21 protein-coding genes are annotated in these 15422 nt (G+C 39.6%); 19 read left to right on the top strand and 2 right to left on the bottom strand.

Features of this window, described 5'->3' with window-relative positions:
- Positions 1-3: 3 nt before the first annotated feature.
- The 9 genes from JMF81_RS15225 (at position 4) to JMF81_RS15185 (ending at position 4886) form a co-directional block, all read left to right on the top strand.
- A complete protein-coding gene (locus JMF81_RS15225) occupies positions 4-336 on the top strand; it encodes a transposase (protein ID WP_087179774.1) in 333 nt (110 codons plus the stop codon).
- Positions 333-1241 carry an IS3 family transposase gene (locus JMF81_RS15220; protein WP_201312278.1) on the top strand — a complete coding sequence of 303 codons (909 nt, stop codon included), beginning with the start codon at positions 333-335 and terminating at the stop codon, positions 1239-1241. The genes JMF81_RS15225 and JMF81_RS15220 overlap by 4 nt, the downstream gene beginning before the upstream one ends.
- 109 nt (positions 1242-1350) lie before the next feature.
- Complete coding sequence (locus JMF81_RS15215) at positions 1351-1989, top strand: ATP-binding protein (protein WP_243282709.1); 639 nt, start codon at positions 1351-1353, stop codon at positions 1987-1989.
- A gap of 13 nt (positions 1990-2002) precedes the next feature.
- On the top strand, positions 2003-2302 hold the full coding sequence (locus JMF81_RS15210) for a hypothetical protein (protein WP_201312277.1): 300 nt from the start codon (positions 2003-2005) through the stop codon (positions 2300-2302).
- 421 nt (positions 2303-2723) lie between these two features.
- Entirely contained in the window at positions 2724-2885 is a 162-nt protein-coding gene (locus JMF81_RS15205) for a hypothetical protein (RefSeq protein WP_201312276.1), read from the top strand.
- 153 nt (positions 2886-3038) lie between these two features.
- Positions 3039-3428, top strand: coding sequence for a hypothetical protein (locus JMF81_RS15200; RefSeq protein WP_201312275.1), 390 nt, complete (start codon positions 3039-3041; stop codon positions 3426-3428).
- Positions 3377-3742 carry a hypothetical protein gene (locus tag JMF81_RS15195; protein WP_201312274.1) on the top strand — a complete coding sequence of 122 codons (366 nt, stop codon included), beginning with the start codon at positions 3377-3379 and terminating at the stop codon, positions 3740-3742. Before JMF81_RS15200 ends, JMF81_RS15195 begins: the two co-directional genes overlap by 52 nt.
- 300 nt (positions 3743-4042) lie before the next feature.
- A complete protein-coding gene (locus JMF81_RS15190; protein WP_201312273.1) occupies positions 4043-4621 on the top strand; it encodes a class I SAM-dependent methyltransferase in 579 nt (192 codons plus the stop codon).
- A gap of 88 nt (positions 4622-4709) precedes the next feature.
- Positions 4710-4886: a hypothetical protein gene (locus JMF81_RS15185; protein WP_201312272.1), complete on the top strand. Its 177-nt coding sequence runs from the start codon at positions 4710-4712 to the stop codon at positions 4884-4886.
- 570 nt (positions 4887-5456) lie between these two features.
- Here JMF81_RS15185 and JMF81_RS15180 read toward each other — a convergent pair.
- Positions 5457-6482 (bottom strand): Abi family protein, encoded by a 1026-nt coding sequence (locus JMF81_RS15180; RefSeq protein WP_201312271.1) that lies wholly within the window; start codon positions 6480-6482, stop codon positions 5457-5459.
- Between the two features lie 438 nt (positions 6483-6920).
- On the opposite strand from JMF81_RS15180, the gene JMF81_RS15175 reads away from it, so the two are divergent.
- From JMF81_RS15175 to JMF81_RS15145, 7 genes are all read left to right on the top strand, one after another.
- The gene (locus JMF81_RS15175) at positions 6921-7226 is read left to right on the top strand and encodes a helix-turn-helix domain-containing protein (RefSeq protein WP_308805598.1); all 306 of its coding nucleotides are present in this window, start codon (positions 6921-6923) and stop codon (positions 7224-7226) included.
- A 541-nt stretch (positions 7227-7767) separates the two neighbouring features.
- Positions 7768-8202, top strand: a complete 435-nt coding sequence (locus JMF81_RS15170; protein WP_201312269.1) for a helix-turn-helix domain-containing protein — start codon at positions 7768-7770, stop codon at positions 8200-8202.
- Positions 8203-8264: 62 nt separating this feature from the next.
- Entirely contained in the window at positions 8265-8495 is a 231-nt protein-coding gene (locus JMF81_RS15165; RefSeq protein WP_201312268.1) for a PF20097 family protein, read from the top strand.
- A 129-nt stretch (positions 8496-8624) separates the two neighbouring features.
- Entirely contained in the window at positions 8625-9101 is a 477-nt protein-coding gene (locus JMF81_RS15160) for a helix-turn-helix domain-containing protein (RefSeq protein ID WP_201312267.1), read from the top strand.
- Between the two features lie 398 nt (positions 9102-9499).
- Complete coding sequence (locus JMF81_RS15155) at positions 9500-9934, top strand: Hsp20/alpha crystallin family protein (RefSeq protein WP_201312266.1); 435 nt, start codon at positions 9500-9502, stop codon at positions 9932-9934.
- A gap of 75 nt (positions 9935-10009) precedes the next feature.
- Positions 10010-11014 (top strand): DnaJ C-terminal domain-containing protein, encoded by a 1005-nt coding sequence (locus tag JMF81_RS15150; protein WP_201312265.1) that lies wholly within the window; start codon positions 10010-10012, stop codon positions 11012-11014.
- 138 nt (positions 11015-11152) lie between these two features.
- Positions 11153-12061 carry a LysR family transcriptional regulator gene (locus tag JMF81_RS15145; RefSeq protein WP_201312264.1) on the top strand — a complete coding sequence of 303 codons (909 nt, stop codon included), beginning with the start codon at positions 11153-11155 and terminating at the stop codon, positions 12059-12061.
- 62 nt (positions 12062-12123) lie between these two features.
- On the opposite strand, the gene JMF81_RS15140 is transcribed toward JMF81_RS15145, so the two are convergent.
- On the bottom strand, positions 12124-12888 hold the full coding sequence (locus tag JMF81_RS15140; RefSeq protein ID WP_201312263.1) for a DeoR/GlpR family DNA-binding transcription regulator: 765 nt from the start codon (positions 12886-12888) through the stop codon (positions 12124-12126).
- A 175-nt stretch (positions 12889-13063) separates the two neighbouring features.
- Between JMF81_RS15140 and JMF81_RS15135 the strand changes: the two genes are divergently transcribed.
- The 3 genes from JMF81_RS15135 (at position 13064) to crcB (ending at position 15354) form a co-directional block, all read left to right on the top strand.
- Positions 13064-14101 carry a 2-hydroxyacid dehydrogenase gene (locus JMF81_RS15135; RefSeq protein WP_201312262.1) on the top strand — a complete coding sequence of 346 codons (1038 nt, stop codon included), beginning with the start codon at positions 13064-13066 and terminating at the stop codon, positions 14099-14101.
- Positions 14092-14919, top strand: a complete 828-nt coding sequence (rhaD, locus tag JMF81_RS15130; RefSeq protein ID WP_201312261.1) for a rhamnulose-1-phosphate aldolase — start codon at positions 14092-14094, stop codon at positions 14917-14919. The genes JMF81_RS15135 and rhaD overlap by 10 nt, the downstream gene beginning before the upstream one ends.
- Before the next feature lie 63 nt (positions 14920-14982).
- Positions 14983-15354 carry a fluoride efflux transporter CrcB gene (gene crcB, locus JMF81_RS15125; protein ID WP_201312260.1) on the top strand — a complete coding sequence of 124 codons (372 nt, stop codon included), beginning with the start codon at positions 14983-14985 and terminating at the stop codon, positions 15352-15354.
- The last annotated feature ends 68 nt before the right edge of the window (positions 15355-15422 follow it).

The raw sequence follows: 15422 nt of genomic DNA, 5'->3' as shown, positions 1-15422 counted from the left end.
AAAGTGGCACGTAAATATGACCATGAATACAAAGTACAGGCAGTAAAGCTTGCCAAAGAAATCGGCGGCGCTAAGGCTGCTAAAGAATTAGGAATCCCTGAAGGAACCATCCATACATGGCTGAAAGCCGTAAGAGCCGGTAAGTTAGATATCGGGGAAGGTTCCCATACCCCTGCCAGCGCAATGAGCCTGTCAGAAGAGATTACCATGCTGCGTAAGCGGGTTAAGGAGCAGGATAAAGAAATCCGTCGCCTGAAGGAAGAAAACGAATTTCTAGAGGAAGCCAGCGCTTTTTTCGCCGCCAGCCGTCGGAAGTCAGCAAAAACCAGAGAATGATATTTCTGGCTTTGAAAACAGAGGACGGCAGGATTACCGGGAAAATTTCATTTTATTGCCGGATGCTTGGTATCAGCCGGCAAGGCTTCTATAAATATCTCGCAAACAAAGACCGTCCCTGGAAGTACCAGGATTTGGCGGATGCTATGAAAGAAATCATCAGCGAGGATGAATGTAACGATACTTATGGACGGATCCGGATGTATCAGGCGCTGTTGCTGAAGCAGCCGGAGGGAGTACATATCCCCAGTGAGAGGACCGTATACCGGGTTATGGATCAGATCGGGCTGAGCCATCGGCCAAAGAGAAAGCCGAATGGGCTCACAAAGGCAGACCGGGAAGCCATGAAATCGGATGATCTGCTGAAGCGGGATTTTCATTCAGATGCCCCATTAGAAAAATGCATTACAGATATCACAGAGATTCCGGCGTCCAATGGGAAACTATATGTATCTGCGATTTTTGACTGCTTTGATCTTAGCGTCCTCGGTCTGGCAATGGGAACAAATATGAAAGCAGATCTGTGTATCCAAACATTGGAAAACGCCCTGACTGCTTATCCCGCACTGGAAGGCGCTGTAATCCACAGTGACCGTGGAACACAGTATACCAGTGAGTCCTACCGACAGACCATCCGGGAGCACCACATCCATCAAAGCATGAACAGTGCCGGAGGACGCTGCCATGATAATGCACGCTGTGAGAGTATGTGGGCCAGAATGAAGACGGAACTTCTTTACGACCGCTATGACACAAAGCAGATGACTGTAGAGGAATTAAAGGTACTCATTTGGAGATACTTCCTCAGCTACTGGAATAACCGAAGGATCTGCTCTGCCAATGGCGGGCTTCCCCCTATGATAAAACGCAGGCAGTATTATGAGATTTTGGAATTGGCGGCATAGATAGTGATATCCTTGAGAAAAATGTGTCAACTAATATTGACAATATCAAACTTATGGATTTATGTTTCAACCTTCAGATGAGATTCAAACGTATAGTTGGTTGGCAAGTATGACTTGTCGCCTATTGGGGTATCAAGATGGTCAAAAAGGAATTAAGATAATTGATTTCTCTGAAGTTCCGTCCGATGTTTTACCTGTTGTAACAGGGACATTGGCGAGGTTATTATATGATGTTCAGTTTTGGATGAATCCGCAAAAGCGGACACCATTTACGATTGTTTGTGACGAAGCACATTTGTATTTACCTTTAAAAGAGGAGGCTGATTCAATTCAAAAGCAAGCATTATATAATTTCGAACGAATAGCAAAAGAAGGAAGAAAGTATGGGGTATCAATTTTAGCGGTTAGCCAGCGACCGGCGGATGTAAGCAAAACTATATTAAGCCAGTGTAATAATTTTGTGGTACTAAGATTGACAAATGAAAGGGATAAAGGTGTGATTAAAAATCTGTTACCAGATTCATTAAAAAGTACAATAGAATTTTTACCATTGCTTGATGTCGGGGAAGCCCTTGTTGTAGGAGATGCAATACTATTACCTAGTAAAATAGTATTGGATAAACCATTAGAGTCGCATAGACCAATTAGTGCAACAAAAGATTTCTGGGACGAATGGGACAGTAACGAACCAGATAATGCGGCAATCAATGAAGCAATAGAAGCATTGCGTAAACAATGTAGAATTTGAGGAGGAAAGAAAAATGGTTGATTTACATGATAGTCATGGTAAACATATTGCTAATTTTGTGAATGGACAATTGTATGACATTCATGGTAGGAACATTGGTCATTATTTACCTGACAAAGGAATATTTATTGATATGCATGGACGTTATTTAGGGGAAATAGTAAATGGGAAGCGATTGCTTTATAAGAATAACTCGCCATATAAATCAATATGTTATGGTTCATATGGAAACTGTGGGAATATTGGAAGTTATGGAAATTACGGAAATATTGGCAGTTGTTTTTATGCAGGCTATTTAGATGTGAAAATTTGATAATGATATAGTATAGGAATGTTGATTAACATGTATATAGAAAATCATTAGTGCGGTGCAGAGAGTAATTTTAAATTAGTGGCTATCTCTTGGCTCGTTGGGGGTGTCCTGTGGTGTCAGAGCTCGTAAAGCCTTATTTTACAAGGTTTTTGCGGGTTCTTACTTTTTGTCTGGGAGCGTCAAAAATCGTCATTTTTGAGAAAATGGTGTAGTAAACGGTGTAGTGGAAGAGTATAATTAATGCGATGGAATGGTGATATCAATTATGAAATATTAGAATTCAGGTAAAGAAGGAGTATAAGACTACTCAATCTATTAGCGTCATTGTTTTCCAAGTTGAAAAACAAGCCGGGGTGCTAGTGATGAAGTATTTAGGAGAATAAGCGCAAGCGGTGTAGGAAACATTGATTTAGGTGATGGTATGAGATTTTATCCTACTGTTATCATGGCAAGTATGGCAATTGGGGGTGTAGTCGGTAAAAAATTATGGGACTATGGGAACTGCTATGTCGGATATAAATCAGTCTATGTAAAACAGTATGATAAGATGGATGTATATCATATTGCAGTAAAAGTCAAGTAGTAGGACATTTTGATATTGCTATGTTAACACAGCTGGTAAATGTCAGACAGATAATTGTTAACAGTTTAGTATGGAAAAATTGGCAAAAGTAGGGGCAGTTGATGAACAGAAAGGTTTATTTATAATACCGCCTATTGCGCCTGCGGAGTAATTATGAAAATAGACACAGATCAAATTAAAAACAAAAAATTTACGGCACCTATCAAATCTGAATTACAAAAGCATTCGCAGGAGTACAGAGTTCTTGCGACATTGCGTTATTTGTTTCCGAACAGATTTGAAAATATGGTTACGGGAGAAGCCCCCGATTTACAAGATAAAAAAAACAGTATAGGTATCGAAGCGACCTCTGCTGTAGAGTGGAGAGATATGAGAGCTTCCCGTGAATTTGCTAATCTTCAGCAAAAAAACGGGAATAACGAAAAGCATAAAAGAGCTATTATTTCAACGGGGTATTCCTTTTTGACTATAAAAGAAGGAAAATTTGCAATATGTACTTCAGGAACATCAGATGGAGAAAAAGTTTTTTTCAAGAAAGCATAAGAAAAAAGATTAAAAATCTTCAGCGATATAAAGCAAAATTTCACAAAATCGGACTTGCTGTTATTCGGCATGAAATACCAACTTTGGATGTGAAGGATCATCTTTGCGAATGGATTGCAGAAGTATTTGATAAAAATGATACTGTATTTCATTTTGTATATGTATTATCCCATCGATTTTGTATCTATTATGATGTTCAAGAAAACACTACCGAAATACGAATGATTAAAGATACAGAAACCATATTTCTTTCTATCATTGTAAGAATGACCGCTGAAGGTGAATTATCTTTGAATGATGAGGAATGGCAATAAAAAGTGAAGGTAATATGTGGTAGGGATTAATTTCTGTGAGGTATTCCATATCTATCTGCCGATTTTGCAGGTGATGATCGGAACCGGGCTCCGCTGCGGAGCTGATCGGTCTTACCTGGAAGGACGTGAATCTGAAGACTCGGACTGTATACGTGAATCATCAGGAGATTAAACATAAACTTTATTAAGAAGGTTTGTCAAAAGAAGAGTTTTCAGGGTACCTAGAAGAAGTTATGTTCCCGGTTTATCAGTCAGCAAAAAGTATGGGATTTTCCAATTGGATTCTTAGGAGATAAGAGCATGTGTGAATATTATGAGAAGAATGCGGAGCGTTATGCAGCAGAAACATTTACGGCAGATATGTCAGAACAGTATCGAAGGTTCCTTCCATTATTAAAAAATGGAGCAAAGATTCTGGATGTGGGAAGCGGCAGCGGGCGTGATGCCTGCTGTTTTCAGAAGTACGGATATCAGGTGACGGCATTAGAACCATCCAAGAATCTCTGCAAAGAAATTCGGAAAGGCTTTTCGGGGGAAATCGTATGCTGTGATATTCAGAATTATCATCCGATGGTTCGGTATGATGGAATATGGGCGTGTGCATCGCTGATTCATTTGCAGGAAGAAGAGATCCTGCATTTTTTTGAGAAGATTCATCGGTATCTCAAGGATGATGGGATTGTATATATTTCCGGGAAAAATGGAATCCCTACAGGAAAAGCGAAAGATGGACGTTACTTCTTGGAGTTTAGCGAACAGCTAATAGAAAAAATTTTGAAGGTAAATAAACAGCTGAAAGCAGAACAGGTGTGGTATACCGAAGATGTAAGAGGAAGAAAAGAATTTCGATGGATGAATGTGATATTCAGAAAAGTTTAAATGAACAGCAGGTGTTTGAGGTTGTTTTATCCTGTCGAAAACGGGAAAGTAAATAAGATATAGATTCAGTAAAAGGAGGAGGCATGTCATGGGACAGTTTGATTGGGTAAATTTTTATAAGGCTTTTGCGATAGCCTTACTTAACTATAAAGATAAACGCTCTGATTTGATTCAGATGATTAAAAAGATTTATAAGGAAATTGGGATTCATATGCCTACGCTGGAGAGAGGTAGGGAATCAGTGATTATGAAAAGGAGTATATGAGGGATACAAGCAAATTAAAGTTTGCTGAGCAACAAGAAGCAGAATTAGCATAGGTAACCGTGTTGAAAAAGAGCTTTTTTGTTCATCGAAGAGGAATGAGAAAGTTGTTCTAAGTGGGGCAATACATATTGTGCCGGATTTATATTTAGAAGATGTAGTAATTCTTGTTAACAAAGTTAAAGAGATGCACATAGATTAAAGTTGTTGAAAAGATTATTAGTCTTATAATGTTAGGTTTTCAAATCTTTCATATTTAATGTCTGTCTAAAGATAAAAATTCTATATAGTGTGAATGATATTAATATGATGCGCACGGGATATATTCGTCAACTAGCAAGTGAGTTATTGAGGGGAAGGTCTCCCAATGCCATTTCTTGGGAAGGGTATAATAAAATCGGGTGATGTATTTTGGGTTAATGGAACGGGTTATCAAGTTCTATCTAGTGATTCAAAGGAAAGACTAATAAAAAGGAGAACCGGACGCATCCGATTCTCCTAAGTACGCTCCGTAGAAACGTACCACAATTCACACTTATAATATACAAGAAATAGAGATAAAATGCAAGTTTTTTACTTTGAAACAAATTTTTTTAACAAAATGATTTTTGAACGATTATCTGTATAGATAATTTGATGAAAGATATTTATTGGGATATTCGATCTTAATTTTTCAACAATATATTCAAATCTAGATATAATGCGTTTCATTTCTGACTTTGATACATGCAGAAGTTTCAATTGATAAATCACAAGTATTAAGTAATCTGTTATAGTTCTAAAGGTGAGATGATTTATTCCAGTTACATTAGAAATAGCGTGTCCAACTTGTTTGTTAATTTCTCCAGTTTGAAAGCGTGTGTCAAAGACAACATCATTATGTGCAATTGCATTTCTGAGATCTTTTATGGTGTAAATAAGACGTTGTGGCATCATTGCATCTGTGTCATCTGTTGGACGAATCCCAAGTTTTTTCGAAATAGCAATTCTACAGTTTTGGTTGAGGCAGGAAACAAAATGACCAAATTCTCCCAAACTAAGAAGTTCAAAAGTAGCCCATATCGGGAGGTTAATATCCTTTCTAAGATAATGATCTGCAATTTTGTTTCCGTTGCCATATGCGTTGGTTTGAATTTTATAAATTCGATTGCGTAAGTTTAGACGGCGTTTTAATTCATATTTAAATTTATCTTCTGCTTTTTTACGGGCATATGCATTCTTATATGTTTTTCCTGTGGTAGAAAACATTTTATAATTATCAAGTAGTTGGTTGTAGATAACAGTAAAACTCTCAGAATTTGTAGTGGTAACCAGAATATCAAGAACATAATTTTTCAGAGCGGTTTCAATTAACATTACATATGGATAAAACAAAGATTTTAACTGTGTGTCAAAATCGTATATAGAAACTAACTCTTCAAATTTAGTATAGGGAACTTTATTAGAAGGTGTATTAATGTATCGATATCCTTTATATCCATGATAATATCCTATGTTCATTAGTTTTCGCTTTTGGGATGACCCGGAAATGGCAATACCTTTCTTGTTCCGGAGATATCGCATAAGGCCGTCAGTACTTTTAGGATGTTGTTCAGACATATGAGCACTCCTTTCGTTTGTAATAACTTAAGTATATATTGAATAATACAATTAGTAAAGTTTCAAACGGTATCATTTTATAGAAGGAAAATCTTTCTATATCTGTATTTCACTTTCCCGGAAGTGGTACAGACACATTAAAATTCGATAGGCACATGAGACCGGGAAACACCTTGTATAGTCGGTTCCCGTGTGCTAAGGAAATTATGACAAAAATCGAAGAAGATAAAGCCCTTTATTCTGCAAACCACTGGAAACTTTAAGCGTCCCTATTCTTTTTATGGGGAGCTTAGAAGACGAAATGTGCCGTAGAAATATGGTAGAGGAATACACAGAAATGAACCAGCTCGTACAAAATGGTACGATGCACATTTTCAAAACAGGTGGACATCCAGCGATTATGACAAATGCTGAACTTTCTGCCAGAGTCATTACTGAATATATCAACAGCTAGATTTTACACTCAATCCCTATAATCGTATCTGTGCTACGGAAAATGGAAATAGTATTGCTATGACAGCGAAAGAATTTGATTTACTTTATTTTCTATTTTCTCATAAAGGACAGGTATTTACAAAGGAACAGCTTTATGAGTATGTGTGGGGATATGTTGATGTAACAGACGCACGCAATCTGACTTCGTTGATTAGAAATCTACGAGTTAAAATTGAACCAGACCCTGTAAATCCAAAATATATTGTTATTGTCTGGGACATAGGCTATAAATTCAACGAAACAATTTAATATTTCTATATTATTGATAAGCGGTTAGTCTATACGATTGACCGCTTTTCCATATCCAGAAAAGGTGTTTATGAACATTTTTTTAAATACAAGGGAAAGCGCATCAGAGCCAGCGACAAGAACCTTGTGTAACGCTTCTGTTCCTGTTTGTGGTCGTTATTCTGCTGCTGAACATAGGACATCCTTAAAACGCCATTACACTGTCAAAAGTTCGCACGCATGATACTTACTGGACAATAAGCGGTATGAAATCCAGACCATAAAGGTCAGCAAAATGGCTGACGAACAGCTGGAAAAAATCAAAGGAGAAAGAAATGACAAAGAATGAATTTCATTGAGTGGCCAGATTGCAGCTGATATAATGTGGCTATGAAGAAAAATACAAATTAAAATTTATAGAGAAAGGTACCTGTCAAAGAATCTTTGCGTAACTTTACATGCAATGTAAGATGTTGATTGCTTTCCTTTGGACATTATTTTTTGGAATAATGTTTAAAGGAAGATGAGAATAAGATAACAACAAAGGAAAGGATGAGATATTGTGAATATAGGAAATCAGATATTGAATATTCGTAAAGAAAAGCAATTAACGCAAGAGGAGTTTGGTGGATTATTTCATGTTACTCGACAAACTGTTTCAAATTGGGAAAACGGAAAAAGTTATCCTGATCTGCAAACTCTTGTAAGCATGAGCAACCAATTTGAAATTTCTCTTGATACATTATTAAAGGAGGATTCAAAGATGGTACAATCTATAGATAAAGAAAGAGCGCTGGGCATAATAAAACGTGAAAAATCAATTATAGATTTTTTTACAGGTGCGGGAACAGGAATTGTTTTATCTTGTTTATTTTCGCCAGATTCCATGGTAAGAACTACAGTTATTATTGTTGGGATTATAATGATAGGTATTGGCTGGTATAAAAAATCAAAGAGTGATAAAAAGGTATTTCAATATATTAAAAAACATGATTAAATAAAATTTAACAATAACAAATTTCAGTTTATAGAACTGAAGAAATTGCAGGAGGATAATTCATGAAATGCTTAGATTGTGGAATGGAAATGGAGCAGGGAACTGTGGTGGGGATTGGTCAAGGCGGAGGACACTACTATGAGTTTACTTCTGATGAAGAAAAGAAAAAAACAGGACTAAAAGGTTTTTTCACTCAGAAAACAATCAGTGTTAAATCTACTGTTCTGGAATATCCAGCATGGCACTGCCCAAAATGTAAAAAGGTTTTAATGTGGGTAGATAGTAAAGAATAACGCAAATTAGAAGTTGTTTCATAAAATAGAAGGTAAAGTCGTAGAAATTTGGATATTCTACTTTAAGTCGAGTGACGGTATTCTCCTATGAATGCTATACTTGAAATAGAATGAAAGGGGGAGATATACTTGGATGCAGCTTATACTGGAAGCAGGATATCTTTATTAAGGAAACAAAATAACTTCACACAAAAAGAGTTGGCAGAAAAACTTCATGTTACCGATAAAGCTATTAGTAAATGGGAACGAGGGTTAAATTATCCAGATTTAGCTCTTTTGCCAGTAATCGCAAATGTTTTAGAAACATCAGTAGCAGACTTATTGGGATTGGAGCAGAAGATTCCTGATAGTACCATTGATGTAATAAATGAAATTGCACAATCAGAAAAAAAACGATTGCTAAAAACAATACATCAATATCTTGAACTTGCTATTATATTAGGTGTTGTAACTATCCTGAATAAACTGTATATATCCTATACAGGATATATTGGGGAATCCTTCAATGTTCAGTTTTGGATTGAAGGAATACTTCTGGCATTGGCACTTACTTTAATAACAAATGGAATTTGGTTATTGATAAAATACAAAAAATTCTTTGTTTAATATACTTTAATTGCTGCAAAGAATTTAAATTTTATTCAAATTCCAGTTTAACAACTTCATATCCTGCACAAAAGGCGGTTACTCCTTTGGAGATTAACTGCTTTTTCTATGAAGATTTTGCTGAAAAAAGTGTATGTAATTTTATCCAGAAATTCACGAGGAGCGAATATTTATGATGACGGTTTTTTAAAAGTAGATTTTGAACTTGGAAGTTTCCAAACCATTGAATTTATGTGCTAAAAAAATTTTTAAAAAAATTAGCACTCAGTACTTGACAGTGCTAACAATAAGTGTTATATTACATATAGAACAAAGGAAGAGGTACAAAAAAGGTACCGATCCAAAGTTCTTCTGAACAATTGACAATAATGATATGAATGATAAAGGAGAGATGTGTTATGTTAATGCCTGGTATTTTTGGAGAAGATTTATTTAATGATTGGTTTTCTTTCCCGGATTTTGATAAAAAATATTATGGAAAGAATACAGATCAGGTCATGAAGACAGATATAAAAGAAAAAGACAAAGAATATGAAGTAGACATCGAACTTCCTGGATATAAGAAAGAAGATGTCAAAGCAGAACTGAAAGACGGATATCTGACCATCAGCGCTGCAAAGAATGTAAGCACGGAAGACAAGAAAGAAGACGGCAAATATATCAGAAAAGAACGTTTTTCTGGTAATGTAAGCCGAAGCTTCTATGTTGGAGAAGATATGACCCAGGAAGACATTCATGCAAAATTTGAAGATGGAATCCTGAAACTGACAGTTCCAAAGAAAGAAGCAAAGAAAGTCGAAGACAAGAAGAGCTACATTACAATTGAAGGCTAATAAGAAGCAAAATGTGAAGTCCTGTTCCCCGGAATGATGTTCCGGGGACGCTTTGTATAGTAGGAGGTGAGGATCTTGGCAGCAAAGAGGGATTATTATGAAGTTCTTGGGGTAAACCGGAATGCAGACAAAAGTGAACTAAAAAAAGCGTATCGAAAGCTTGCGAAAAAATATCATCCGGACATGAATCCGGGGGATGCTCATGCGGAGCAGATGTTTAAAGAAGCAACAGAGGCTTATGAGGTACTGAGTGACCCGGAGAAACGTAAGATGTACGATCAGTTCGGGCATGCGGCGTTTGACGGAAGTGCATCTGGATTCCAGCAGGGAAATCCGGGAGGAGGCACTACGTATCGGGAATTCCATTTTAATAATGATGACGGATCAATGGACGACATTTTTGGAGATATCTTTGGCGGAATGTTCCATGGATTTGATCAGGGAGGTTTTAGATCCAGTCAGGGCTTTACAGGCAGCAGTGGTTTCGGCGGCGGATTTGGCAGCAGCCGGGGCTTTAACAGCAGAGGCTTTGGCGGCGGATTTTCCGGAAGGCAGAAAGGCTCTGATCTGACGTCAGAAATCGATGTTACATTTGACGAAGCAGTCAATGGATGTGAAAAAGTATTCCGGTTTAACAGCGGCAATGGAAAGACCCAGTCTCTTCAGGTGCGCATACCTGCAGGAATCGAGGATGGCAAGACCATTCGTCTGCGGGGAAAAGGAATGCCGGGAAGCGGCGGCGGAGAACCGGGAGATCTGCTTTTGGAAGTCCATGTAGGAAGCAAGCCTGGCTTTGAAAGAAAAGGCATGGACGTTTATACCACTGCTAATATACCGTTTACAACAGCTGTTTTGGGCGGAGAAGCTATGGTACAGACTCTGAATGGAAGAGTTCTTTGCAAGATAGCGCCGGGAACCCAGTCCGGAACGAAAATACGATTAAGAGGAAAAGGAATTGTTTCAATGAAAAATCCGTCTGTCCACGGAGATTTGTATGTGACAGTCCAGATTCAGGTACCAAGGAATCTGAATCCGGGAGCCAAACAGAAACTGCGGGAATTCGAGCGGGCATGCGGTTAAGATAGATTGATATGCCGGATGATCTCTGGTTTGCACAAATTTTGTGAATCATGAGAGAATCCGGCTTATTTTGTTTTTTGGGATCCTGTGCTATAATCTATAAAATGAAAAAATGGGGAGACGGAAAGGAGCAGACATATGACGTTGCAGCAGTTAAAATATGCCGTCTGCACAGCAGAGTGTAAGTCTATGAACAAGGCTGCCTCTAAGTTATTTATTTCGCAGCCGAGTCTGTCGGGTACCATCCGGGATCTGGAAGAAGAAATTGGAATGAAGATATTTTCAAGATCCAATCGTGGGATTACCATAACACCGGAAGGGGAAGATTTTCTGGGGTATGCAAGACAGATTTTGCAGCAGTATCAGCTGATGGAAGAGAAGTTTATTGAGAAAAAGAAACCAAAACAGAAATTCAGTGTATCCATGCAGCATTATACCTTTGCGGTCCAGGCCTTTATTGAAATGGCAAAGGATTTTGGGATGGATGATTTTGAGTTTGCGGTTCATGAGACAAAGACTCATGAAGTTATTGAGAACGTAAGAAATCAGAAAAGTGAAATCGGGATTTTGTATCTCAATGATTTTAACCGGCAGGTGATGGAGAAGATTTTTCAGGAAAACGCAGTGGAATTTACTGAGCTGTTTGACTGTGGAATCTATGTATTCCTCTGGAAGGGAAATCCTCTGGCACAAAAAGAGCTGATTGAATTTGAGGATCTGAAAGATTATCCGTGTCTGTCGTTTGAACAGGGAGATGAGAATTCGTTCTATTTTGCGGAAGAAGTGTTCAGTACATATGATTATAAACAGATCATAAAGACAGATGACCGGGCAACGATCCTGAATCTTATGATCGGGCTGAACGGATATACCCTTTGTTCCGGAATCATATGCAATGATCTGAATGGAAACGAATATGCAGCAGTTCCTCTCCATACAGATGAAAAAATGCACATTGGATATATTAAGAAAAAAGGCATGCCGTTAAGCCGGCTGGGAGAACGGTATATCAGCGAACTGAGAAAGTTCGAAAAGAACATATTATAGTATAGAAAAACCCGGACTGCAGGAGATGAAACCTGCAGCCGGGTTTTATGCTGTGCGGTGTTTTAAGCAAGGATAACTTGAGCGCCTAAAGACTGATACGTTTCCAGGCAGATTTCCGGAATCTCTTTTGTGGTGATCAGAGTATGGCGGGAGTCCAGCGTTCCCACATGAACAAAATCTTTCTGATCCAGCTTGGAGGCGTCTGCCAGAATATAGATGTCCGGGACTCTGTCAAACAGGACATTTAGAATGGAAGACTCCACGATGCTGCTGACATAAATATTTCCATCCCGGTCAATTCCATTGATGCCGATAAAGGCCGCATCCATTTGAAAATGAGAGAGATTTTCCTCGGCTATTTTTCCTGTCAGTGTCAGGGAATTAGGTCTCAGTTCTCCTCCCACAGACAGAAGATGAATATTAGAGAAGGCGCTTAGTTCATAGGAAATATTGACAGCATCGGTTATGACAGTCAGGGGGATACTCTCTTTCAGAGACTGGGCGAAGGCATGAACGGTTGTACCGGAAGCGAGAAAAATGTGCTGTCCGGCTTTAAGAAACGAGCAGGCTTTGGCTGCAATGGCCAGCTTCTGGGCAGAGTTAATCTTTGTTCGCTGGAAAAACGGGAGATTGACATCTTCTTTTTCCGGAGGCAGAGCCGCCCCGCCGTGGGTGCGGATTAGTTTTCCCTGTTCTTCCAGTTCTTTCAGATCCCTGCGGGCTGTCATGGGAACGATGTGGAACATCTCACATAACTCATTGATTTCAATCCGTTCTTTGGAAATCAGAAGATTCAGGATCTCCTGATGACGTTCGGTTTTGTTCATAAGTGCAAATCCTTTCTTTTGGAATTCTCTTCAACCATTATACCCAAAACAAAAAAGAAAAACAAGAAATGTTCGATATAAACAGAATAAAATGCCATAAAAGAACAAAAATACTGGACAAAACGAACATTAAATGTTAATATAGAACAAAATTACAAGGAAAGGACGAATGCAGATGGAAAAATGTGTAGCAGTGGGAGATATGTTTATCCATGAGGAGGATTTTAGAAGAGCGCTGGAGAAAAGCAGTCTGTTTCAAACCTGCCGGTATCTTTCATGGAAAGAGGACGCCCAGAGGCCCCAGGCCAGAAAAATTATACGGAATATTGAGACGAAAGGTTCTACGGCATATCCGCCGGATCAGGCTCTGGCTGAGGAAATCCAGGATGCAGACGCTGTGTTTGTCCATCTGTGTCCGGTTGGCAGGGAATTGATTGAAAAGGCAGATCATCTGAAATATATCCTTACCTGCCGGGGCGGCGTGGAAAATATTGATATGGAAGCCGCAGAAGAGAAAGGAATCCAGGTGATCAACTGTCCGAGTCATAATGCGTATGCGGTTGCGGAATATACCATCGGGCTGATGCTCTGCGAAACGAGAAATATCGCAAGAGCAGACAGAGCCCTGAAAAATGGAGAGTGGCGAGAACAGTATCCGAATTCCGGCAGGATCCGGGAGATGCGGAGCCAGACAATCGGGCTGATAGGTTTTGGAACGATTGGAAGGCTTGTGGCGGAACGGCTGACAGGTTTTGGAAGCCGGATTCTGATATATGATCCGTATGTGGATCCAAAAGAAGCCGAAAAGAAAGGATGTATTTCTGTGACAAAGGAAAAACTTCTTCAGGAAGCCGATATTGTCAGCCTTCACGGCAGAATCCAGCCTGGAGAGCCGCCGCTGATTGGTGCAAAAGAGCTGGAGATAATGAAAGAGGATGCATATCTGATCAACACAGCAAGGGCAGCGCTGGTTGATATGGATGCTTTGTATCAGGCTTTGAAGGAAGGAAAAATAAAAGGAGCGGCAGTGGACGTATTTCCGGTGGAGCCGGTGTCGGCAGATGATCCGCTGGTGAAAATGGACTGCGTAACAGCAGGAAATCATCGGGGAGGAGATACGCTGGAATCTTATACTATGGCTCCGGAAGCCGTGATGGCACAGCTGGAAGATCGTTTGAAAAGTTTTGAAAAAGGGGAAAAGAAATGCAGATAGCGGAGACAGAGTTCGGAAAAGGATTTATTAAAATGTGCATGGACGGCCATCGGATGGGGTGGCATGAAAGAAACGGAGGCAATTTTTCCTACCGTATCCGTCCGGAGGAGATAGAGCAGATCAGAGAAAATCTCAATGATACGGATATGTGGAGAGAAATCGGAACCGAGGTTCCGGATCTTGCGGGAGAATATTTCCTGGTAACAGGATCCGGAAAGTTTTTTGGAAATACAGAGGCGGATCCGGAGGGAAATCTTGCGGTTATTGAGATCGATGAACAGGGCCGCCGGTACCGGATCTGCTGGGGACTGCGGGATGGAGGAGTACCGACCAGTGAACTGCCGTCACATCTTATGAATCATGAAGTGAAGAAAAAAAGAACCAATGGAAAGCATCGTGTGATCTACCACTGCCATCCGGCTAATATCATTGCCCTGACCTTTGTTCTTCCATTAAAAGAAGAAGTGTTTACAAGGGAACTATGGGAGATGATGACAGAGTGTCCGGTGATTTTCCCGGATGGAATCGCTGTCATTCCGTGGATGGTGCCGGGAGGGAAAGAAATCGCGGTGGAAAGTTCCAGATATATCAAAAATCATGACGTGATCATCTGGGCACATCATGGAATGTTCTGTTCCGGGGAAGATTTTGACCAGACCTTCGGACTGGCCCATACGGTGGAAAAGGCGGCGGAGATTTTATGCAAAGTGCTTGCTGTGACACCGGTAAAACGGCAGACCATACCGGCAGAAGGATTCCGAAAACTGGGAGAAGCCTTTCAGGTGAGCCTGCCGGAAAAATTTCTGTACGAAAAATAAATAAGATGGATTGCGAAGACCTTCTGAGTGATATAGAATAGAATCATTCAGGAGGTTTTTCTTATGTTATGGAATTGTTTTTGTGTTGGAGCCGGAGGCTTTCTCGGAGCGGTATTTCGTTATCTTCTGGGATTCCTGCCGTTATCAGATAAGACCCAGTTTCCGGTAATCACGCTGGGAATCAATATTCTGGGAGCATTTGCGATCGGCGTCATCAGTCAGGCGGCTGTCCGGTACGGCATATCCGATTCCAGATGGATCCTGTTCTTAAAGACAGGAGTCTGTGGGGGATTTACGACCTTTTCTACTTTTGCCCTGGAAAGCTCCGATCTTATGGAAGCGGGCAGATGCGGAATGTCAGCAGCGTATATGGTCTTGAGTGTCATTTTATGTCTGGGCGCAGTGTTCGCCGGGAAAATGATCGTTCGGGGATAGAAGAACTTTCAGAATAAAAGAGTGTGTGATAAGGAAGTCCTGTTCGTTCAGAAGGGACGCCAGGTGTT

The organism is Anaerostipes butyraticus, from assembly GCF_016586355.1.
Classification (GTDB): domain Bacteria; phylum Bacillota; class Clostridia; order Lachnospirales; family Lachnospiraceae; genus Anaerostipes; species Anaerostipes butyraticus.
Note: the sequence above shows the minus strand (reverse complement) of the source record. Positions and strands in the feature narration are given on the sequence as shown.

Excerpts from the sequence above, each read along its gene's own strand:
- JMF81_RS15210 (WP_201312277.1), top strand. The coding sequence starts at position 2,003 with ATGGTTGATTTACATGATAGTCATGGTAAACATATTGCTAATTTTGTG.
- JMF81_RS15155 (WP_201312266.1), top strand. The coding sequence starts at position 9,500 with ATGTTAATGCCTGGTATTTTTGGAGAAGATTTATTTAATGATTGGTTT.
- JMF81_RS15215 (WP_243282709.1), top strand. The coding sequence starts at position 1,351 with ATGACTTGTCGCCTATTGGGGTATCAAGATGGTCAAAAAGGAATTAAG.
- JMF81_RS15195 (WP_201312274.1), top strand. The coding sequence starts at position 3,377 with ATGTACTTCAGGAACATCAGATGGAGAAAAAGTTTTTTTCAAGAAAGC.
- rhaD (WP_201312261.1), top strand. The coding sequence starts at position 14,092 with ATGCAGATAGCGGAGACAGAGTTCGGAAAAGGATTTATTAAAATGTGC.
- JMF81_RS15200 (WP_201312275.1), top strand. The coding sequence starts at position 3,039 with ATGAAAATAGACACAGATCAAATTAAAAACAAAAAATTTACGGCACCT.
- JMF81_RS15220 (WP_201312278.1), top strand. The coding sequence starts at position 333 with ATGATATTTCTGGCTTTGAAAACAGAGGACGGCAGGATTACCGGGAAA.
- JMF81_RS15135 (WP_201312262.1), top strand. The coding sequence starts at position 13,064 with ATGGAAAAATGTGTAGCAGTGGGAGATATGTTTATCCATGAGGAGGAT.
- JMF81_RS15165 (WP_201312268.1), top strand. The coding sequence starts at position 8,265 with ATGAAATGCTTAGATTGTGGAATGGAAATGGAGCAGGGAACTGTGGTG.
- JMF81_RS15145 (WP_201312264.1), top strand. The coding sequence starts at position 11,153 with ATGACGTTGCAGCAGTTAAAATATGCCGTCTGCACAGCAGAGTGTAAG.
- JMF81_RS15180 (WP_201312271.1), bottom strand. The coding sequence starts at position 6,482 with ATGTCTGAACAACATCCTAAAAGTACTGACGGCCTTATGCGATATCTC.
- JMF81_RS15185 (WP_201312272.1), top strand. The coding sequence starts at position 4,710 with ATGGGACAGTTTGATTGGGTAAATTTTTATAAGGCTTTTGCGATAGCC.
- JMF81_RS15205 (WP_201312276.1), top strand. The coding sequence starts at position 2,724 with ATGAGATTTTATCCTACTGTTATCATGGCAAGTATGGCAATTGGGGGT.
- JMF81_RS15140 (WP_201312263.1), bottom strand. The coding sequence starts at position 12,888 with ATGAACAAAACCGAACGTCATCAGGAGATCCTGAATCTTCTGATTTCC.
- crcB (WP_201312260.1), top strand. The coding sequence starts at position 14,983 with ATGTTATGGAATTGTTTTTGTGTTGGAGCCGGAGGCTTTCTCGGAGCG.
- JMF81_RS15190 (WP_201312273.1), top strand. The coding sequence starts at position 4,043 with ATGTGTGAATATTATGAGAAGAATGCGGAGCGTTATGCAGCAGAAACA.